General features: G+C 61.4%; 17 protein-coding genes and 1 tRNA gene. 4 read left to right on the plus strand and 14 right to left on the minus strand.

Features of this window, described 5'->3' with window-relative positions; all coding sequences use genetic code 11:
• Positions 1-717: 717 nt before the first annotated feature.
• Both MHY87_RS17825 and MHY87_RS17830 read right to left on the minus strand, forming a co-directional pair.
• Positions 718-792 (minus strand) — tRNA-Gly (locus tag MHY87_RS17825).
• Positions 793-838: 46 nt separating this feature from the next.
• Positions 839-1930 (minus strand): 2'-deoxycytidine 5'-triphosphate deaminase, encoded by a 1092-nt coding sequence (locus MHY87_RS17830; RefSeq protein ID WP_239353920.1) that lies wholly within the window; start codon positions 1928-1930, stop codon positions 839-841.
• A gap of 294 nt (positions 1931-2224) precedes the next feature.
• Here MHY87_RS17830 and apaG point away from each other — a divergent pair, with 294 nt between their 5' ends.
• Positions 2225-2617 carry a Co2+/Mg2+ efflux protein ApaG gene (gene apaG, locus MHY87_RS17835; protein ID WP_239353921.1) on the plus strand — a complete coding sequence of 131 codons (393 nt, stop codon included), beginning with the start codon at positions 2225-2227 and terminating at the stop codon, positions 2615-2617.
• A 65-nt stretch (positions 2618-2682) separates the two neighbouring features.
• Here the strand turns inward: apaG and MHY87_RS17840 are convergent, their stop codons facing one another.
• Positions 2683-4755 carry a calcium-binding protein gene (locus MHY87_RS17840; RefSeq protein WP_239353922.1) on the minus strand — a complete coding sequence of 691 codons (2073 nt, stop codon included), beginning with the start codon at positions 4753-4755 and terminating at the stop codon, positions 2683-2685.
• A 214-nt stretch (positions 4756-4969) separates the two neighbouring features.
• Between MHY87_RS17840 and argE the strand changes: the two genes are divergently transcribed.
• Entirely contained in the window at positions 4970-6142 is a 1173-nt protein-coding gene (argE, locus tag MHY87_RS17845) for an acetylornithine deacetylase (protein ID WP_239353923.1), read from the plus strand.
• A 72-nt stretch (positions 6143-6214) separates the two neighbouring features.
• Here the strand turns inward: argE and MHY87_RS17850 are convergent, their stop codons facing one another.
• The 3 genes from MHY87_RS17850 to MHY87_RS17860 are packed head-to-tail and all read right to left on the minus strand — an operon-like array spanning position 6215 to position 9333.
• Positions 6215-7204 (minus strand): Hsp33 family molecular chaperone, encoded by a 990-nt coding sequence (locus MHY87_RS17850; RefSeq protein WP_239353924.1) that lies wholly within the window; start codon positions 7202-7204, stop codon positions 6215-6217.
• Positions 7201-8127 carry an ornithine carbamoyltransferase gene (argF, locus tag MHY87_RS17855; protein WP_239353925.1) on the minus strand — a complete coding sequence of 309 codons (927 nt, stop codon included), beginning with the start codon at positions 8125-8127 and terminating at the stop codon, positions 7201-7203. The genes MHY87_RS17850 and argF overlap by 4 nt, the downstream gene beginning before the upstream one ends.
• Positions 8128-9333, minus strand: coding sequence for an aspartate aminotransferase family protein (locus MHY87_RS17860; RefSeq protein WP_239353926.1), 1206 nt, complete (start codon positions 9331-9333; stop codon positions 8128-8130).
• Between the two features lie 384 nt (positions 9334-9717).
• On the opposite strand from MHY87_RS17860, the gene MHY87_RS17865 reads away from it, so the two are divergent.
• The gene (locus MHY87_RS17865) at positions 9718-10251 is read left to right on the plus strand and encodes a GcrA family cell cycle regulator (RefSeq protein WP_239353927.1); all 534 of its coding nucleotides are present in this window, start codon (positions 9718-9720) and stop codon (positions 10249-10251) included.
• A 70-nt stretch (positions 10252-10321) separates the two neighbouring features.
• Here MHY87_RS17865 and phoB read toward each other — a convergent pair whose 3' ends face one another.
• From phoB to MHY87_RS17905, 8 genes are all read right to left on the minus strand, one after another.
• A complete protein-coding gene (gene phoB, locus MHY87_RS17870) occupies positions 10322-11044 on the minus strand; it encodes a phosphate regulon transcriptional regulator PhoB (RefSeq protein WP_239353928.1) in 723 nt (240 codons plus the stop codon).
• 2 nt (positions 11045-11046) lie between these two features.
• Entirely contained in the window at positions 11047-11760 is a 714-nt protein-coding gene (gene phoU, locus MHY87_RS17875; RefSeq protein ID WP_239353929.1) for a phosphate signaling complex protein PhoU, read from the minus strand.
• A 24-nt stretch (positions 11761-11784) separates the two neighbouring features.
• Positions 11785-12606: a phosphate ABC transporter ATP-binding protein PstB gene (pstB, locus tag MHY87_RS17880; RefSeq protein ID WP_239353930.1), complete on the minus strand. Its 822-nt coding sequence runs from the start codon at positions 12604-12606 to the stop codon at positions 11785-11787.
• Complete coding sequence (pstA, locus tag MHY87_RS17885) at positions 12603-13502, minus strand: phosphate ABC transporter permease PstA (RefSeq protein ID WP_239353931.1); 900 nt, start codon at positions 13500-13502, stop codon at positions 12603-12605. Before pstA ends, pstB begins: the two co-directional genes overlap by 4 nt.
• A gap of 11 nt (positions 13503-13513) precedes the next feature.
• A complete protein-coding gene (pstC, locus tag MHY87_RS17890; protein ID WP_370644989.1) occupies positions 13514-14449 on the minus strand; it encodes a phosphate ABC transporter permease subunit PstC in 936 nt (311 codons plus the stop codon).
• A gap of 79 nt (positions 14450-14528) precedes the next feature.
• The gene (gene pstS, locus MHY87_RS17895) at positions 14529-15572 is read right to left on the minus strand and encodes a phosphate ABC transporter substrate-binding protein PstS (RefSeq protein ID WP_239353933.1); all 1044 of its coding nucleotides are present in this window, start codon (positions 15570-15572) and stop codon (positions 14529-14531) included.
• Between the two features lie 162 nt (positions 15573-15734).
• Complete coding sequence (locus MHY87_RS17900; protein ID WP_370644988.1) at positions 15735-17033, minus strand: ATP-binding protein; 1299 nt, start codon at positions 17031-17033, stop codon at positions 15735-15737.
• Between the two features lie 59 nt (positions 17034-17092).
• Complete coding sequence (locus tag MHY87_RS17905) at positions 17093-18151, minus strand: lysylphosphatidylglycerol synthase domain-containing protein (RefSeq protein WP_239353934.1); 1059 nt, start codon at positions 18149-18151, stop codon at positions 17093-17095.
• A gap of 251 nt (positions 18152-18402) precedes the next feature.
• Here MHY87_RS17905 and MHY87_RS17910 point away from each other — a divergent pair, with 251 nt between their 5' ends.
• Positions 18403-19794 (plus strand): sensor histidine kinase, encoded by a 1392-nt coding sequence (locus tag MHY87_RS17910; protein WP_239353935.1) that lies wholly within the window; start codon positions 18403-18405, stop codon positions 19792-19794.
• Positions 19795-19818 lie beyond the last annotated feature (24 nt).

Raw genomic sequence — 19818 nt, forward strand, 5'->3', positions numbered from 1 at the left:
CATAGAACGGGTCGTTGTCTTATCATTCCGGTTCAAAGAACCGGCGCAAGGACACCGCCGCCTACGCTTCTCCTTCTTTCTTCACTTGTCAAAGAGCAAATCTCGTCCCGAAGAGACAAGACACGGAAGCCACAGAACCCCATCCGCCTCTCAGCCGATCAGGTCCCCAGGGCCTCCAGTCCGACAACCCGTCAAAGGTCGCCGTCGATGGAGAGATGTTTAGCGATTCCCATTTTCAACGTCAACATCTTTTTTGAAGATTTTTCGTCGTCCGGGCGTCGCACCAACCTAATTTCAGTATTCAGACCAGACTTCATCGCTCGTAGGGATGATATCATCTCTACGTTTACTTTGTTTCAGTTGGCTGGCGCCTTCTAGAAACTTGAATTGTCCGTCAGAGGAACCGCGGAGATTTGCCATCAACTGGCATTCCCGGCTCTTGGCGTCGATCAGGATCTTTAGAGCTCCTGATCAGACCCGACATTCTTTGGAGCTCCGGAAGGAACTCTGCCGATGCGGTGTCTTTGACATGAAGCCTGCCTGGATCTGAAATCCGGCGGGGCTGCGGATATGTCGATTGGCCGACATTTTGTCAACACCTCTCCGAGCGGATTTCGCAATTTTCCCTCCTTGTCCGGAGAGGCATGCTTAATAACCCGTAAAGTCCCTATCGTAAGGGACTTCAAATGGCCTTGATCCGCATCAAAGAGAAGGAGTTGGAGCGGGCGATGGGAATCGAACCCACGACATTCAGCTTGGGAAGCTGACGTTCTACCTCTGAACTACGCCCGCGCGCTATCCAAGACCATATCGATCTTGGCTGCATTTCCGCAAGGGGTCAGCGGAAGTGCTTGGAAAGTTTCAAGCCTTGCGCCTGATAGTTGGACCCCGCTCCTGCCCCATAAAGCACCTGCGGGCGTTCAGCCATGCGCTCATAGACGAGGCGGCCGACGATCTGGCCATCCTCGAGGATAAAAGGCACGTCGCGGGAACGGACCTCGAGGACCGCCCGGGCCCCCTCCCCTCCTGCGCCGGCGTGGCCGAAGCCCGGATCGAAGAAGCCGGCATAGTGGACGCGGAACTCGCCCACGAGCGGATCGAAGGGCACCATCTCGGCGGCATAATCCGGCGGGACGTGAACCGCTTCCTTGGAGGCGAGGATGTAGAATTGGCCGGGATCGAGGATCAGGGTGCGGTTGGCCTCCGCATAAAGCGGCTCCCAGAAATCGGAGACCCGGCAAGAACCCGGCTTGTCCACGTCCACAAGGCCGGTATGGCGCTTGGCGCGGTAGCCGATGAGATTGTCAGGGCCGAAGCCCGCGAGATCAACGCTCACGGCCACGCCGTCCTGGATCGACGGCTCGGCGGAGGTCACGACCCGCTCACGCTGGTGGAGGGCATGAAGCTCGACATCGGTGAGGCGCACGTCGCCCTTGCGCAGGCGCAGCTGGGACAGGCGCGTGCCCGTCCGCACCAGCACGGGGAAGGTGCGCGGCGATATCTCCGCATAAAGCAGGCCCGAATAACCGGCACCGATGGTGTCGAATTCCTGGCTGCGATCGGTGATCACCCGGGTGAACACGTCGATCCGGCCTGTCGAGCTCTTGGGGTTTGCTGCAGCGGACAGGTCCTCCGGCAGGGACAACCCCTCCTGCAATTCTGCGATATAGACGCTGCCCGTCTCCAGGATAGCTCCTGCCGAGAGGTCGATCTCATGGAAACTCAACTGAGCGAGGCGATCTTTCACCGTATGATTGCGGCCTGGCAGGAAGCTGGCGCGGACCCGGTAGGCCCGGCGGCCGAGCCTCAGGTCGAGGCTCGCGGGCTGCACCTGATCGGAGGCGAAGGGCGTCTCCGGCTTGATCACACCCGCTTCCGCGAGGCGCATGATGGCATCCGCCGATTGAATCCCGTCCTTCAACGCAACCATGACCTTTTCCTGGGCCCCTGCTCTGTCTCGCGTGTTCTTAGCTTAACTGTCGAAGCTGTGTAACGGAATTCTCGGCCCGTTTCATCATTCTTCATCGTGAAATGGGTATCACGCCAGCCCTTCCCAGCCCAAGGCGCTGATGAAGGTTAATCTGCCAAAGCACGGTCGGCGCGGGGAACGGGCCGTGTAAGCCCGCTGGGCCGACCCAAAGAGCTCTCCCTCAGCCTCGATTGACGAGGCCTGAAGGCCGTCCTACGAGGAATGGGAATTCCACTCCTGGCTAAGGGACCACCCATGTACAAGGCCGTCACCCGCGGCATCAGCGTGACCGTGACACCCCGCTACATGCCGGAAGAATCCTCGCCCGACGATCACCGTTACTTCTTTGCTTACACGGTTGAGATCATCAATCTGGGGCTCGAGCGCGTGCAGCTGCGCGCGCGCTACTGGCGCATCACCGACGAGCAGGGCCGCGTGCAGGAAGTGCGTGGCACCGGCGTGGTCGGTGAAGAGCCGGTGCTCGGACCGGGCGAGAGCTACAGCTATACGAGCGGATGCCCGCTCACGACGCCGAGCGGCACCATGCAGGGAAGCTATGTGATGGAAACCGCGAACGGCGAAAGATTCGATGCCGAGATCCCGGCATTTTCACTCGACATGCCGCGCAACAAGCGCGTGCTGCATTGAACTAAGCATTGAAAGATTCTGATGCGCATTGTGAAGCGCATCAGAATCTTCTCAAAGGCCCCTCGTCAGATGACGAGGAAGTCGGCGTGGGTCATCTTGAGGTTCTTGGACAGGGTCGCGATCTTGATCGCAGCGCCCTTGCCCGAACCGTCGGCGTCGTAATAGAGCACGCCCTTCTTGTTGTCGTAGACAAGGTAGTCGTTCTTGTCCTTGGCCTTGGGGCCGATCTTGAAGAACGCCTTGTTGAGCTTGCCGGTCTTGGTGAGCGAGGTGAAGATCGCGTTCTCCAGGCGGATCGTGTCGTCCTTGACCACGAAGTCCTTGATCGCGTCGACGGTCTTGGTCTTGTGCAAGGCCGTGCTGAACACGAAGCTGTCTTTGCCGGTGCCGCCATAGAGCACGTCATTGCCAAGCCCGCCATCGAGGATGTCGTTGCCGGCGTTGCCCTTGAGCGTGTTCTTGCCCGTATTGCCGGTGATCGTGTTGGACGATCCGTTGCCCGAAAGCGAGATCGCGCTCGAGCCCTCGCCGATCAGCTTCTCGACGTAGTTGCTGATGGTGTAGCTGACACGCGCATAGATCGTGTCCGTGCCCTGGCCGGAGGTCTCGACCACTTTGTCGGACTTGTGGTTGACGTAGTAGGTGTCGTTGCCCTTGCCGCCGACCATGCGGTCGGCGCCGCCTGCGCCGTCGAGCGTGTCGTTGCCCTCACCGCCATTGAGAGTATTGGCAGCCGCATTACCGGTCAGCACGTTATGAGTGTTGTTGCCCGTCAGGGCGATTGCGCCAGCAGAGTCCGATGCAGTCAGGTTTTCGATGGAGGAATTCAAGGTATAGTTGATCGTGGTGACGATCGTATCGACGCCTGAAACATCAATCACCTGATCGCCACTGTTATCCACGTGATAGATATCATCGCCGACACCACCGATGAGGGTATCGCTGCCAGTGCCCCCATTCAGCACATCCGAGCCTGCCTCGCCAACCAGATAGTCATTGCCGCCGCTGCCGTTGAGGTTGTCCGAGAACTCCGTACCTTGGTACTGCTCGCCCGCACTCGTGCCGGTCCAGATAGCGCCGCTCAGGCGGGGATCGAAGATATGCGCCCTCGTTTCCGGAATGCCGTACACCGTCTCGGTCCAACTGACGACATATCGGCCATCCAGGAGAACGGCGATCTTGGGCGCAGACTGATCGTCATCGTACTTGAAGAAGCCGACCCTTTCCGTACTCACTCCCCCCAAAGCGCCGGACTGAGATACACCGACATAAACATCTCTATCGGTAGCGTCGCCTTGCTCATATGCGAAAACGAAGCCACCACCAGGCAATGCCTTGATGACATGGGCCCCGATCGTTTCGCCTTCTCCTGCCATAAGAAAGGCGCCTGGCCCCAAGGAAGCACCGGGGCTCGAAAAGAGTTCGAGCTCAAGGGTATCTCTTTCGCCCCAAGTTCCGTTGTGAGCGAGCAGAATGTTGCCATTGGACAAAGCCGTCATCTGCGGATTTAACGGATCCGTATCGTCAGGGTCGCGAAGAGAACCAGGGTAAAAAGGCCCCGACAATGCGGTGCCCAGGATATAGCCTATCGTGTTGTTCAAATAGTCGGGCGTATCGATATGGACGTAAAGCGCCAAATTTCCATTCTGGAGCCTCGTCATGCTCAGGTCGAGCGCGTTGTCCTTGATAGTAATCGGACCCGCCGTTGTGCCGTCAGCGGCCACTTTGACGACAGTGGCAACACCTTCATTGATGGTCGCGACGGCGAAGCCTCCATCGGGCAGAGCGGAGATGTCATCCAAGGTCTGAGCCGACGTCCCTGACGGGATCTTGAAAACATCGTGGACAGACTTGCCATCGGCATCGATCACCTTGGCATAGACGCTAGGCTTCGCCCCTTCCTGTTCCCAGACGATGGCAACCCGACCATTGCCGAGATTGGTGGCGGCCAAATTGACGTTTGCACCAGCCGACGAAGCTGACAGCGCAAAAGAACCGCCCTTTTTCGTGCCATCCAGGTTGTAGAGTTGCGCCATGACGACGTTGCCGGACGCATTCCAAACAGAAAGGAAGGTGCCGTTGTCCAGCGCTGTGAGCGCACCAATGCTTCTATCGGCGAGGGTAATTTCAGCTGGCATGTTCCGTCCATGTAATGATATTTCATATAAAGCTACATGTGCGCCTTACACAAAGCAACGTCTGCTTGCAGGCAGGTTGCCAAGCCCACCCATTCCCTTGCGGAACATGCATTATCCTCAAGCGTGCATCGCTCGTGCATCATTTGCCAAAATCCGGGTGGAGCCTTAGTCCTACGGACTTCCCAATTCATGCTCGACGCATGCTGAGGTTTGTATGTCTTCCAACGGTCAGCGGCTGACGCCGCTCGAAATGCTGGCGAAATTGGTTTCGTTCGATACCGAAACCGCAAAGTCTAACCTTGCCCTTATCGAATTCGTGGAGACTTATCTCCAGAGCTGGAACGTGCCGCACATTCGCGTGCCGAACGAGATGGGCGACAAGGCGGCGCTCTATGCCACCATCGGCCCGCAGGATAAGGGCGGCATCGTGTTGTCCGGTCATACTGATGTGGTGCCAGTGGCGGGACAAGCCTGGACATCCGACCCGTTCACCCTGCGCGTCGAGAACGGGCGTGCTTACGGACGCGGCGCGGTGGATATGAAGGCGTTCGATGCGCTGGCGCTCGCGCTTGTTCCTGAGTTTCTGGCCGCCAATCTCCAGACGCCGATCCACATCATGCTCTCCTATGACGAAGAGACCACATGTCTCGGCGTCGTCGATACCATCCGCAAGCTCGGACATGATCTGCCGCTGCCCAAAGCCGTGATCGTCGGCGAACCGACGATACTGGAGGTGGTAGATGCTCATAAAAGCGTCGTGACCTTCACGACGACAGTGCATGGCTTCGAGGCGCATTCCTCGAAGCCATATCTCGGTGCAAGCGCCGTGATGACGGCGGCAGAGCTGATCACCGAACTCAACCGCATTGGCGACGAAATGATGGAACGCGGCGATGCGACCGGGCGCTTCGATCCGCCCTATACGACCGTGCATGTGGGCGTGATCTCGGGCGGCACGGCGCGGAACATCATCTCGAAGTCCTGCTCGTTCCATTGGGAATTCCGTGGTCTTCCGAATCTGGATCCGAAGGAGATTCCGGAACGGCTCGAAAAGTTTGCGGAGGAAGTTGCCTTGAAACGCCTCAACCGCTTCGGCGATTTTGGGCGCATCGAGACGAAGGTCCACGCGAATGTGCCGGGCCTCGCGCCTGAACCTGGATCGTTTGCAGAAACCTTAGTCATGCGTCTTGCGGGCAAGAACCGCACGCAGACGGTGCCATATGGAACGGAGGCCGGCCATTTCCAGGCCGCAGGCATTCCCACCGTCGTATGCGGGCCCGGCTCCATCGACCAGGCGCACCAGGCGGATGAATACATCACGCTCGATCAGCTCGAAGCAGGTGCTGCCTTCATGCGCCGTCTGATGGCGACCTGCGCCGCCTCCTGACGTTGCGCCCGCGGCAAAATGCAAAATGCCCGGCTTGTGACCGGGCATTTTTTGTTTCGTTCAAAAGCTCTTTTATGCTTCCGTCTTCGCGATCTCGGCTTCCACGTCAGCGGGGTTGAGATCGTAAAAGCGCGAGCAGAACTCGCAGGTGATGCCGATGCGGCCGTTGTCGCCCACCATGTCGCGACGATCTTCGGCTGAGAAACGGCGCATCATGCCCATGATACGATCATGCGAGCAGGTGCATTCCTCATGCACGTTTTGCCCTTCGAACACACGCACGCCGCGCTCGTGGAAGAGGCGATAAAGCAGACGCTCGCTCGATACGGCGGGATCGATGAGTTCGTGATCCTCCACCGTCGCGACAAGCGACTTGGCCTCGACCCAGGCGTCGTCTTCTGATGGCATGCCGAAACCGTTTGAAGCATGGCCCTCGGGAATGTCGCCGGGATGAAGATCTGCTTGGCGCATGCGCTCTGGCGAGGACGGGAGGAACTGAATCATCAGGCCGCCGGCACGATAGGTGTGGCGGCCCTCCTCGAACTGCTCGGCCACGGCAAGGCGCACCTGCGTGGGGATCTGCTCCGACTGGCGGAAATATTGATGAGCCGCCTCCTCGAAGCCCTGGCCTTCGAGCGCCACAACGCCCTGGTAGCGGCTGCGTTCCGTACCTTGATCAATGGTCATGGCAAGATAGCCGCTGCCGATCAGCTCGCCCGTGCTCATCGATCCGGATCCGAGAGCATCGAGCTTTTCCTGGTCGAAGCGGGCCGTCGCGCGCAGTTTGTCAGGCGCGTTGAAATCCACCACTACCATGTCGATGATGCCGTCGGTCTTGGTCTGCAACTGGAAGCGGCCTTCGAGCTTCAGCGATGCACCGAGCATCACGGTCAGCGCCGCAGCCTCGCCGATGACGCGGGCGACGAGATTAGGGTAGCCGTGACGGGCCAGGATCGTGTCGATGGAGGGACCGAGGCGCACCACGCGCCCGCGCACGTCGAGAGGCTCCACCGAGAACGGCAGAACGACGTCGTCATGGCCCTCGAACGAAGTTGAACTCATGCGTTTGCTGCTCCAAGGCACCACGCGAGGATGCCTTTCTGTGCATGAAGCCGGTTTTCGGCTTCATCGAAAACAACGGATTGCGGACCGTCCATCACGTCGTCCGTCACCTCCTCTCCGCGATGCGCGGGCAGGCAGTGCATGAAGACGGCGTCCTTGGCGGCTACGCTCATCAGTTTGCTGTTGACTTGATAGGGCTTCAGCAGGTTGTGACGGCGAAACTCGTCGTCATCTCCCATCGAAACCCAGCAATCGGTGACGATGGCATCGGCCCCCTCGGCGGCCTCGAAGGCATCCGTCGTCACGCTGATCTCCGCTCCTTCCTTCTTTGCCCAGGACAAAAGCTCGGGTCGCACGGCAAGTTCCGGCGGAGAAGCGATCTTCAGAGCGAAATTTAGGCGTGCCGAGGCGTGAATCCAAGAGGCGAGCACGTTGTTGGCATCGCCCACCCAGGCCACCGTCCGGCCTTCAATGGAGCCGTTATGCTCCTCGAAGGTCATGACGTCGGCCATGATCTGACACGGATGCGTCGTCTTGGTCAGGCCGTTGATCACCGGGATCGAGGCATACTGCGCCAGCTCCGCCACCATGGCATGGTCGAGGGTACGGATCATGATGGCGTCCACATAGCGCGAGAGAACCCGCGCCGTGTCGGCGATGCTCTCGCCGCGGCCAAGCTGCATCTCCTTGCCGGTGAGCATCAGCGTCTCGCCGCCAAGCTCGCGCATGCCTACATCGAAAGACACGCGCGTGCGGGTGGAGGGCTTGTCGAACACCATGGCCAGCGTCTTGCCTTCGAGCGGACGCTCCTTGGAGCGTTCGCCCCGGCGACGCTTGGCCTTGATCTCGGAGCCCACCTTCAGGATGCGGCGGATCTCAGCACCCGAGAAGTCGCTGATATCGAGAAAGTGACGGGTGTTCATTCAGGCTGCTCCCGGCTGAGTTTTGGTCTTCAGCTCAGCTTCCATGGCCGCGCATGCGGCATCCAGACGATTGAAGGCTTCCGAAATGTCCTCATCGGAGATGATGAGCGGCGGCAGAAGCCTGACGACGTTGTCGCCGGCGCCGATCACGATCATTTTCTGATCGCGCGCAGCGGCGACGAAATCGGTGTTGGGCACAACGGTGCGCAGGCCCATCATGAGGCCAAAGCCGCGCACCTCGGCAATGATCGAGGAGTGGCGATCCTTCAGCTCGGCCAGGCGCTGCTTGAGCAGCAGGCCCTTGCGTTCGACCTCTTTGAGGAAACCCGGAGCGAGGATCACGTCGAGCACGGCATTGCCCACGGCCATGGCCAGAGGATTGCCGCCGAAGGTGGTGCCGTGGCTTCCCGCCGTCATGCCGATCGCCGCTTCGCGCGTGGCGAGGCAGGCCCCCATCGGGAAGCCGCCGCCGATGCCCTTGGCGACTGCCATGATGTCCGGAGTCACGCCCGTCCACTCATAAGCGAAGAGCTTGCCCGTGCGGCCGACGCCGGTCTGGATCTCGTCGAAGATCAGCATGAGGCCGTGCTGGTCGCAGAGAGCGCGCAGCTGCTTGAGAAACGCATTGTCCACGGAGCGGACGCCGCCTTCGCCCTGGATCGGCTCGATCATCAGGGCCGCCGTCTCGGGACCGATGGCGGCCTTCAGGGCCTCCAGATCGTTGACAGGCACCTGATCGAAGCCCTCGACCTTGGGTCCAAAGCCTTCGATATACTTGGCCTGCCCGCCGGCCGCGATGGTGGCGAGCGTCCGGCCGTGGAAGGCACCTTCGAACGTGATGATGCGGAAGCGCTCGGGATGGCCGTTCGCATGATGATACTTGCGGGCCATCTTGATGGCGGCCTCATTGGCCTCGGCGCCCGAATTGGTGAAGAACACCACATCGGCGAAGGTATGATCCACCAGCCGCTGCGCCAGGCGCTCGCCTTCGGGGATCTGGAACAGGTTTGAGCTGTGCCAGAGCTTGGAGGCCTGCTCGGTCAGCGCCTCGACCAGATGCGGATGGGCGTGGCCCAAGGCATTCACGGCGATGCCGGCTCCGAAATCGAGATATCGCTGCCCGTCTCGGCCGTAGAGCCAGGGGCCCTCCCCCTTCTCGAAGGACAGTTCGGCGCGGGCAAAAACAGGCAGCAATGGCGATGTCACGGTTTGTCTCCGCCTTATAGGGACCCAAGGTCGCACCTTGAGCCACCCTGGGCATAAAAAGAAAGCGCCGCCCAAGCGGGGCGGCACGGCGGGGATTCTAACGAGGTGCGGGACCCTGTCAATTCAAGAGAAATGAACTGAAACATCACAGGAGGAATTTTCCGTTGGGAGAGTTCCCTGGGGAAAACGGCGGGGGGGGACCGGGGACTCTTGCGCCCGAGTCCACCCATCCTGTAACTTCAGGTCAGTCGAGTACAGCATTCGTGCGGCGGCTTTCACCCAAGGAGTGACCCCTCCCAACGCGGTCGGACATAAACTCTCTGTCCGCGAGGTGTAGGGGATTCTGGGTTCAAGAAGGCGGCCACGATGGAGGCAAGTTTAAAAATGACAGATGCGGGCGCAACTTGGACCGATGAGCGGGTCGAGCTTCTCAAGAAGCTCTGGACCGATGGCTTGAGCGCGAGCCAGATCGCCGCCGAGCTCGGCAACGTGACCCGCAATGCGGTGATCGGCAAGGTTCACCGCCTCGGCCTGTCCGGCCGGGCTAAGGACGTGAAGGCCACTCCGTCCGCGCCCCGCGCTCGCAAAGCCACCCGCGCCCCCAGCGCGCCGGCCCCGATTGCGCCTCAGGCCCATAACAATGTGGTCCTGGCCCCCATTCCGCTCCAGCCCGTGCGTGAACAGCCGGTAATGGTTGCCGAAGAGGACGATCTGGCGATCCCCATGTCCGAGCGCGTGACCATCATGGATCTGCGCGAGTCCATGTGCCGCTGGCCCATGGGCGACCCGACGAAGCCAGAATTCCGCTTCTGCGGCGCCCGCTCCATCACCGGCCTGCCCTATTGCACCCATCACGCCCGCATCGCCTACCAGCCGGTGGCCGACCGCAAGCGTGAGCGCAAGCTGGCCCGCGCTTAAAGCCAAACCAAATCCTGAAATAGAAAAGGCCCGCTGCACCCAGCGGGCCTTTTCGTTTCGGGATGCGCGATCAGCCCTCGGCGCTTGCAGCCTGATCGGCGCGGGCGAAGGTCTCATCGAAGGAATAGCCTGCCCCGCGCACGGTGCGGATGGGGTCGGGCATCTTCGGGATGTTGATGGCCTTGCGCAGGCGACCCACATGGACGTCCACGGTCCGCTCGTCGATATAGACGTCGTGGCCCCAGACGGCGTTGAGCAGATGCTCGCGGCTGAACACGCGGCCTGGGCTCTGCATGAGGAACTCGAGCAGCTTGAATTCCGTGGGCCCCAGATGCAGGTCCTTCCCGGCACGGCGCACGCGATGGGTCTCGCGGTCGAGCTCCATGTCGCCCGCACGCAGCAGCGTTGCGATATGCGCGGGCTTCGTGCGGCGCAGGAGCGCGCGGACGCGGGCGAGCAGCTCCGGCACCGAGAAGGGCTTTACGATATAATCGTCGGCCCCTGTGGACAGGCCGCGGATCCGGTCGCCCTCCTCGCCCCGAGCGGTGAGCATGATCACCGGCAGACGCTCTGTCTCGGGGCGCACGCGGATGCGGCGGCAGAGTTCGATGCCGGAGAGCCCCGGCAGCATCCAGTCGAGCAGAACGATGTCGGGCACCTGCTCACGCAGGCGGATCTCGGCCTCGTCACCGCGCGCCACGCTGTCCACCTCGTAGCCCTCGGCTTCGAGGTTGTAGCGCAGCAGCAGCGTCAACGGCTCCTCGTCTTCAACGATCAGAACGCGAGGTCCCATCCTCAGGCTCCCGCCTCGATACCGGTATCGATGGACCGGTCGTTCTTGGGCCGGTCGATGGCGAGCGTTTCGCCCGTCACGAGATAATGCACCGTCTCGGCGATGTTGGTAGTGTGATCGCCGATGCGCTCGATGTTCTTGGCGCAGAACAGGAGATGCGTGCAGAACGAAATATTGCGCGGGTCTTCCATCATGTAGGTCAGAAGCTCGCGGAAGAGCGAGGTATAGAGCGCGTCAATGGCACCGTCGCGCTTCCACACGTCGAGGGCGCGGGCGGTGTCCTGCTGCGCATAGGCATCAAGCACATCCTTGAGCTGGCCCAGCACCAGATCGCTCATATGCTGAAGGCCGAGCACGATTTTCTGCGGCTGGAAATCCGCGCCGATGGCAAGCGCGCGCTTGGCGATGTTCTTGGCGAGATCGCCGATGCGCTCTACGTCGCCGGACACGCGGATGGCCGAGATGGTCTCGCGCAGGTCCACCGCCAGGGGCTGGCGGCGGGCGATGGTGAGGATGGCGTTTTCCTCCACCTCGCGCTGCAGCACGTCGAGCCGCTTGTCGGAGGCGATGACGGTCTGCGCCATGGCCGTGTCGTGACGAACAAGGGCGCTGATCGCATCGACCAGCATCTTCTCGGCAATGCCGCCCATCTCGGAGATGCGGCGGCGCAGGGCCTGCAGGTCGTTGTCGTAGGAAGTGACGATATGCTCCGACATCGGAGGTCTCCCCTGGGAACGTTATTAGCCGAAGCGGCCCGTGATGTAGTCTTGGGTCTGTTTCTTCGACGGGTTCATGAATATCTTCGTCGTGTCCCCGAACTCGATGAGCTCGCCCAGATACATGAAGGCGGTGAATTGCGAGATGCGCGCCGCCTGCTGCATGTTGTGGGTGACGATGACGATGGTGAATTCGGAGCGCAGCTGCTCGATCAGCTCCTCGATCTTGCCGGTGGAGATCGGGTCGAGCGCCGAGGTCGGCTCGTCCAGCAGGATCACCTCGGGACGCTGCGCGATGGTGCGCGCGATGCACAGGCGCTGCTGCTGTCCGCCTGACAGGCCCATGCCGGATTGGCGCAGCTTATCCTTCACCTCGTCCCACAAGGCAGCCTTGCGCAGAGCCGCCTCAACACGTCCGTCGAGCTCGCTCTTGGAAAGCTTCTCATAGAGACGGATGCCGAAGGCGATGTTGTCGTAGATCGACATGGGGAACGGCGTCGGCTTCTGGAACACCATGCCGACGCGAGCGCGCAGCTCGTTCACATCGACGGATGGTGAGAGAACGTTCTGTCCGTCGAGCAGGATCTGCCCGTCGGCGCGCTGCTCCGGATACAAGCTGTAGATGCGGTTGAAGGTGCGCAGCAGCGTCGACTTTCCACAACCGGACGGGCCGATGAGCGCGGTTACCTGCCGGTCATGGAAATCGAGGGAGATGTCCTTCAGGCTGCGGAAATCGCCGTAATAGAAATTGAGGTTCCTGACCGAGATGCGGACCGGCGCGCTGCTATCGGCAGCGGCCGTGTTCCCGATGGCGCTGCTCGTGTTGACGGCAATCGTGCTGCTCATCGGACTTTATCCTTCTTCAAGAGCAGGCGTGCCACGACGGACAGCGCCAGGATCGACAGGGTGATGATGAGGGCGCCGGCCCAGGCGAGTTCACGCCAGTTCTCGTAAGGCGCCAGCGCAAACTGGTAGATGGTGACGGGAAGGTTCGACACGCCGCCCATGAGCGTCGGGCTGAACCAGAAATTATTGTTGAGCGCCGTGAACAGCAGCGGTGCGGTCTCGCCCGCGATGCGTGCAGTGGCGAGGATCACGCCGGTGACCATGCCCGCACGCGCGGCCTTCCAGCTGATCTTCATGATGACCGTCGACATGGGCGCGCCCAGCGCCGCGCCGGCCTCGCGCAGCGAACCCGGTACAAGGCGCAGCATGTCCTCGGTCGACCGGACGATGACGGGCACCGCGATGATGGCGAGCGCCACGCCGCCTGCCCAGCCGGAATAGCCGCCCATGGGCTGCACCATCAGCATGTAGACGAAGAGGCCGATGAGAATGCTGGGCGCTGCGAGAAGAATGTCGTTCACGAAGCGGATCACCGTCGCGAGCATCGAGGCCTTGCCGTATTCGGCGAGATAGGTTCCGGCGAGCACGCCGATGGGTGTTGCAACCACGATGCCGAGAAATGTGAGGATCAGGCTGCCGACGATAGCGTTGGCGATGCCGCCGCCTGCCGTGCCGGGACCAGGCGTCGTCTCCGTGAAGACCGCGGGCGAGAGGCCGCCGATGCCCTCGACGATGAGCATCAGCAGGATCCATCCGAGCACGAAGGCGCCGAGAAGCGTGAAGAGCGTGCAGGTGATCTTGAGTGCGCGGTCGGCCACATAGCGACTGCGGCGCACGCGCCCCCAAGGAGCAGGTGCCGCGGCTGTCGCTGCCGGATTGTAAAGGGCATGATCCATCATCAACCTCTTTAATGCGTCTTCACGCGGGAAATCAGAAGACGCGCGAGGGCCAGAACAATGAATGTGACGACGAAGAGAATGCAGCCGAGGGCCATCAGCGCATGCATCTGCATGCCGGAGGCTTCGTTGAATTCGTTCGCGATGCGGGATGCGATGGTCGAGCTCGGGTCGAACAGCGAAAGCGACAGGCGGTTCGCGTTGCCGATCACGAAGGTCACCGCCATCGTCTCGCCAAGCGCCCTGCCGAGGCCGAGCATGACCGCGCCGATGATGCTGACCCCGGCCTGAGGCAGCAGAACATGGCGTACCACTTCCCAGGTGGTGCAGCCGATACCGTAGGCGCTCTCGCGCAGCACGGTCGGGATCTGGTCGAGAATGTCGCGCGTGATCGACGCAATGAAGGGAATGATCATGATCGCGAGGATGATCCCCGCCGTCATCATGCCGACGCCGGAGGGCACGCGGGCATAAAGAACGGTTCCGACGATCGGTATGCCCTCGACAATGGTCGCCAGCGGAATCTGAACATATTGCGCGAACAGCGGCGCGAAGACGAAGAGGCCCCACATGCCGTAGATGATGCTGGGCACTGCAGCCAGAAGCTCGATCACGGTGGAGACGGGACGGCGCAGCCAAGTCGGGCAGAGCTGCGTGAGGAAGATGGCGATGCCGATGGAAATCGGGACGCCGATAACGAGAGCGATGAGCGCCGAGGTCAGTGTGCCGGCAATTGCGACCCATGCACCGTATTGGTCCGCTCCGACATTCCAGATGCTGGACGTGACGAAGCCGAAGCCGAATTCCTGGAAGGCGGGCCAACCGCCATACACCATCGAGCCGATGATGCCGGCGAGCACCGCGAGAACGATCAGGGCAGAGCCGTAGGAAGCCCAGCGGAAGCCCTGATCGAAGACGGGAGAAGTGCGACGGCGGACGGTCTGCATGTTCGACATTGAAACTTGATCAGACACGACAGCCATCCGCCTCACTCCTTATCGGCAACCTATTAAGGTGCCGTCAGTCTTACATCTTGAAGATCGCCTGACCGGAGGCGTTCTTGATGTCCTTGGCCCAGGTCGCGCGGATCTGCTCGACGACGTTGTCCGGCAGCGGCACGTAGTCAAGATCGGACGCGAGCTTGTCGCCGTTCTTGTAGGCCCAGTCGAAGAACTTCAACACTTCAGCGGTCTGCTCCGGCTTCTCTGCGCTCTTATGAACCAGGATGAAGGTGGGGTTCGTGATCGGCCAAGCGTCGTCACCGGCCTGATTGGTCAGCGAGATGCCGAAGCCCGGAGCCGAATTCCAGTTGGCGCTGGCGGCAGCGGCCTGGAACGACTTGATCTCCGGCTGCGGATATTTGCCGGCCTTGTTCTGGATCAGGGTGTGGGGAATGTTGTTCTGCTTGGCGAAAGCATACTCGACATAACCGATCGCGTTCGGAACCTGCTTCACCGTCGCGGCCACACCCTCGTTGCCCTTGCCGCCCTGACCGATCGGCCAGTTGACCGTGGTGCCGGCGCCGAGCTCGGCCTTCCAGGCATCGGAAACCTGCGAGAGATAAGTGGTGAACACGCTGGTCGTGCCCGAAGAGTCGGAGCGGTAGATCGGGGTGATGTTGGCGGCGGGCAGGTTCACGCCGGGGTTCAGCTGGGCGATCTTGGCATCGTTCCACTTGGCGATCTTGCCGTGGAAGATATCGGCGAGCACCTGGCCCGTCAGCTTGATCTGGCCCGGCTGGACGCCCTGGATGTTGACGACGGGAACGACGGCGCCCATCACGGTCGGGAACTGAACGAGGCCGTTCTTCTCGAGGTCCTCGCCCTTCATCGGAGCGTCGGTGGCGCCGAAATCGACCGTCTTGGCCTGGATCTGCTTGATGCCGCCGCCGGAGCCGATGGACTGATAATTCATGCCGTTGCCGGTCTCCTTCTTGTAGGCTTCAGCCCACTTCGAATAGACCGGGAAGGGGAAAGTCGCGCCTGCGCCGGTGATGTCAGCAGCGGACGCCGTGGTCGAAAGGCTAGCGACGGCAAGGCCGGCCGCAAGGGCGAAGGACATGATCTTCACGGTAAATCTCCCTGTTCATACAAGCGCGGCAGGCGGTTCCATGACCCATTCCGGACCGCGCGAGTGGACAGCTAGGCCCGGCGCATGTCGCCTCTACGACAGTTGGATGACAAATAGATGACAGCCCGAAAGGATCCCCTGGCAAAGGCTTGAAATCCGGCCTCATTCGCCTGTGGGAGCCTCGGGGAGCCTGACGGTGAAACGCGCGCCCTGCCCCGGCTCGCTGGCAATGTCGAGCTGGCCGCGATGACGGTTGACGATGTGCTTCACGATCGCGAGACCCAGGCCCGTTCCGCCCTTGTCGCGGCTATGAGCGGCATCGACCCGGTAAAACCGCTCGGTGAGTCTTGGCAGATGCTCCGGCGCGATACCGGGGCCATAATCCTGAACGGACAGAACGGAGTATGGACCGGCCTCGGACTCGATGCTCTCCAGGGTAATATCTACGGCCTTGCCGCTTTCCCCATATTTCACGGCGTTCTCGATCAGGTTCTCGATCACCCGCAGAAGCTCGTCACGATCGCCGAAGACATGGACGGGACGCTCGGGCAGGACGGCGCGGATCGCCACGCCCTTTTCCTTCGCGGCAGGCGAAAACGTCTCGACCATCGGAGCAACAAGAGAGCCGAGATCGACCTTCTGCGTCGGCGACACATGCGACCGCATCTCGATGCGCGAAAGCGACAGGAGATCGTCGATCAGACGCTTCATGCGCTGAGCCTGGACGCGCATGATCTCGAGGAAACGCTCGCGCGCCTTGAGGTCGTCACGGGCCGGGCCCTGCAGCGTTTCGACGAAGCCGAGAAGCGAGGCCAGGGGCGTGCGGAGCTCGTGGCTCGCATTGGCCACGAAATCCGCCCGCATCACCTCGAGACGCCGCGCCTCGGTGAGATCGCGGAAGAACAGCACGACGCCCGATTGAACGCCAACATTCAAGGCTTCCGCCTGCAAGGGGCCGATATGCACCTCGAATGTCCGCTCCGTGGGCACCCGCTCGGAATATTCGATACGCAACGAAGTCCCTGCCTCCAGCACCTCCTCGATGCCGTCGAGCACATCGGGGCTGCGAAGGGCGAAGGACAGAGGCTGGCTGATCTTCAACCCGGGCAGGAGACGATGAGCGGCCTTGTTGGCCTCAAGAACCACCTGACGACGATCCACCATGATCACGGGATCGGGAATATGGGCCAGAAGAGCCTCGGCCATGTCGCTGCGCCCGGAAGACTTGGGGCGCGGCTGCAGCGCTTCGCCCAGCCGCTTCCGATACGGGCCGCCGGCCAAGGCACTGAGCACGATGGCGCTGACGACACCCAAGACGAACCAGCCATCGCCGTAGCCGCGCCAGAGAGCGATGGCGCTTAGCAGAAGGCATGCCACAAGCGCTCCGCGAAAAGCCGCCATACGTAGCGGGCCGGCCTCGGGAGAGCCGCTCGCAGGCCTGTTTTCGCTGGGATCGCTCATGATGCCTTACAGCCCCGCGTGAGTATCGCGTCCGTTTTTACGGTGCGCGCCTCACGAAGTCACCTCCCGGCCAAGCTCTCTTCCGCAGGCTCGTCGTCGGGCTTGAAGGCTCCTCGCGAGGAGCGGAGGCGGTTGCGCACCTCGTAGGCTCCAAGCAGGGCAAGGGCTAGAACGAAGGGAACGAGGTAATAACACAGGCGATAGAGCAGCAGCGCGCCGAGCACCGGCTCGCGTGGATAGCTCGACAGGGCCAGCAGGATCGTGGCCTCGAAGACCCCCAAGCCTCCCGGCGCATGGCTCGCCACGCCCAGCATAACGGCGAAGATATAGACCGCCAGGAACGTCTCGAAGCTCAGGCCGTGCCCGCCGGGCAAGAGGACGAAGAGAACGCCCGCTCCGGCGCAGACATCGGCAGCGCCGATGAGGATTTGCCCGAGGGAGAGGCGCAGGCCCGGCAATTCCAGCTTCCAGCCCTGGATGCGCACGCTTCGGCGTTTGAGCGAGACCCAGACCAGGTAGCCCGCCACAAAGACGGCCGCGACTAGGCCGATGAGCTGATTGACCCAGATATGGGTGTAGACAAGGCTCGCCAGCTCATCCGCCATGCGGATCAGGCTCCAGGCCAGAACCAGGGCCATGCCGAGCCAGAAGGTCACGCCGGTGATCACGGTAAGGCTCGCCACCCGCCCCGGGCTGAGGCCCTTAGGGGAATAGATCCAGTAGCGGACGGTGCCCGCCGTGAGCAGCGGGAAGCCCAGGGTAAAGCTCACCGCATAGCTGGTGAAGGAGGCCATCGCTGTCGTGAGATAGGGAATCTTCAGCTTGAGCTGCCTGAGGGCGATGGCGTCGTAGCAGGTGAGAAGGCTGTAGCTGATTGTCGTAAAAAGGACCGCAAGGCCAATCTGGCGCAGGCTTGCGGCCGTGAAGGCCGATTTCAGCTCGTTCACGTCGATTTCGGAGACGATGTGCCAGAGAACAACGAGGGAGGCTCCGAACAATATTACACTTGCCGCCATACCGATCCAGGCGAAACGCCGCGAGCGGCGCTCCTTGGGATGCAGGGCTTCGGCAGATGCAATGTCCGGCGCGGCAACCGGATGGGGACTCATATCGTTCATGAAAAGGTTCAATCAGCCTCGGCGCGAAACGCCTCAAGGGGTTCAAGGGCTGTCCTGCATCTATGTGTTCCGGCGGCGGAGCGCCAGACTGGAGCGGTTTCTTAATCCTTTCCCCTCACAGGGGCTACTCTTTCGCGCCTGAAATCACAAATTGAGCACGATTTAGGTTGTCAGCATCAAAAAGGCCCACAAGAATGAAGTTCCCTTCGGCGGGAGAACAGGCGGCAAGTCGCGGCCCCAGGGAGATCCGAGTGGATTTCAACGCAACGGAAAACCAGTTTGCCGTTTTGGCGGAATCCTTGCCCCAACTTGTGTGGTCGGCTCGGGCGGACGGATCGCATGATTATTTCAACCGCCGCTGGCACGAATTCACAGGGCTGACCCCTGAGCAATGTTTGGGCGACGGCTGGCAGGTCGCCGTTCATCCGAAAGATTTGCCCGAGATTCAGGCGCAATGGCGCCGATCCGTCGAAACTGGCGTGCCTTACGAATGCGAATACCGTATCCGCAATGCGTCAGGCCGATACGAGTGGATGCTCAGCCGCGCCGTTCCTATCCAGGATCTCTCGGGAGATACCGTGCGGTGGTTTGGAACCAGCACCAATATCGACGCGCAGAAGAAAGCCGAAGAAGCTGTCCGCAACCTGGAGACCCGCTATCGCCTGGCCCTCGAAGCCGCCGATCTCGGCACATGGCAGATCGACTTCGAGAAGAACGTGGTCCTCTGGGATGAGGGGACCAGCATCCTCCATCATCTGCCTCACCAGGAAGCACACACCCGATCCCTCGATGAAGCGATCCAGATGGTTCATCCAGACGACAGGGAAAACGTCCGGATCCGCATCGAGAAAGCCTGCGATCCGCGCTCAGACGGGCATTACGAGTGCGAATATCGCGCCCTCATGCCCGATGGGCGGATCCACTGGTTCCGTTCGGTCGGCCAAGCCTCGTTTGCGCCCGACGGAGAGGGGGCGCAGGCGGTGAGCCTCTCCGGCGTGCTGAGCGACGTCACGGAACGGCACACCTTCGAGGAAGCCCAGTTGCTTCTCACGCGGGAATTGAACCATCGGGTGAAAAACCTCTTCGCCATCGCGAACGGCATGGTCTCGATGACGGCGCGCACGGCCAAGGACCCGAAGGAAATGGCGACGGCCCTGCGCGGCCGCCTGAGCGCGCTCTCGCGGGCTCACGAATTGGTTCAGCCGGCTGCCGCCATGGGGCATGGGGCTGGACCCGATGTCGATCTTGCCCGCTTATGCGAAGCGGTTCTCGAACCGTACCGGCAGGTCGGCACGGACAGAGTCGGCATCGAAGGACCGAGCGTGCATGTGGGCTCCAACACCACCACGAGCCTAGCTCTCGTCCTGCATGAGCTGGCCACCAACGCTGCCAAATACGGCTGCCTGTCGAGTCCGGAAGGCCGCCTGTCCATTCGATGGACGATTCACGACGAGGCGGTCGACCTGATGTGGGCGGAGAGCGGTGGCCCCGTCATCGAAACTCCCCCGAATTTTCAGGGTTTCGGCACGCAGCTCTCGCAGAGAAGCATCGCCGGCCAGCTCGGAGGCACATTGGAGCAGGAATGGCTGCCTGAGGGCCTGCGCGTCCACATGATCTTGCCTCTCAGCCGTCTTACGGGCTAACGGCTGATCGACCCTGCATTCCTG

This window comes from Microvirga sp. ACRRW, assembly GCF_022346925.1.
In the GTDB taxonomy this organism is placed as follows: Bacteria; Pseudomonadota; Alphaproteobacteria; order Rhizobiales; family Beijerinckiaceae; genus Microvirga.

Excerpts from the sequence above, each read along its gene's own strand:
- MHY87_RS17830 (WP_239353920.1), bottom strand. The coding sequence starts at position 1,930 with ATGGTTGCGTTGAAGGACGGGATTCAATCGGCGGATGCCATCATGCGC.
- apaG (WP_239353921.1), top strand. The coding sequence starts at position 2,225 with ATGTACAAGGCCGTCACCCGCGGCATCAGCGTGACCGTGACACCCCGC.
- MHY87_RS17840 (WP_239353922.1), bottom strand. The coding sequence starts at position 4,755 with ATGCCAGCTGAAATTACCCTCGCCGATAGAAGCATTGGTGCGCTCACA.
- argE (WP_239353923.1), top strand. The coding sequence starts at position 4,970 with ATGTCTTCCAACGGTCAGCGGCTGACGCCGCTCGAAATGCTGGCGAAA.
- MHY87_RS17850 (WP_239353924.1), bottom strand. The coding sequence starts at position 7,204 with ATGAGTTCAACTTCGTTCGAGGGCCATGACGACGTCGTTCTGCCGTTC.
- argF (WP_239353925.1), bottom strand. The coding sequence starts at position 8,127 with ATGAACACCCGTCACTTTCTCGATATCAGCGACTTCTCGGGTGCTGAG.
- MHY87_RS17865 (WP_239353927.1), top strand. The coding sequence starts at position 9,718 with ATGACAGATGCGGGCGCAACTTGGACCGATGAGCGGGTCGAGCTTCTC.
- phoB (WP_239353928.1), bottom strand. The coding sequence starts at position 11,044 with ATGGGACCTCGCGTTCTGATCGTTGAAGACGAGGAGCCGTTGACGCTG.
- phoU (WP_239353929.1), bottom strand. The coding sequence starts at position 11,760 with ATGTCGGAGCATATCGTCACTTCCTACGACAACGACCTGCAGGCCCTG.
- pstB (WP_239353930.1), bottom strand. The coding sequence starts at position 12,606 with ATGAGCAGCACGATTGCCGTCAACACGAGCAGCGCCATCGGGAACACG.
- pstA (WP_239353931.1), bottom strand. The coding sequence starts at position 13,502 with ATGGATCATGCCCTTTACAATCCGGCAGCGACAGCCGCGGCACCTGCT.
- pstC (WP_370644989.1), bottom strand. The coding sequence starts at position 14,449 with ATGCAGACCGTCCGCCGTCGCACTTCTCCCGTCTTCGATCAGGGCTTC.
- MHY87_RS17900 (WP_370644988.1), bottom strand. The coding sequence starts at position 17,033 with ATGAGCGATCCCAGCGAAAACAGGCCTGCGAGCGGCTCTCCCGAGGCC.
- MHY87_RS17905 (WP_239353934.1), bottom strand. The coding sequence starts at position 18,151 with ATGAACGATATGAGTCCCCATCCGGTTGCCGCGCCGGACATTGCATCT.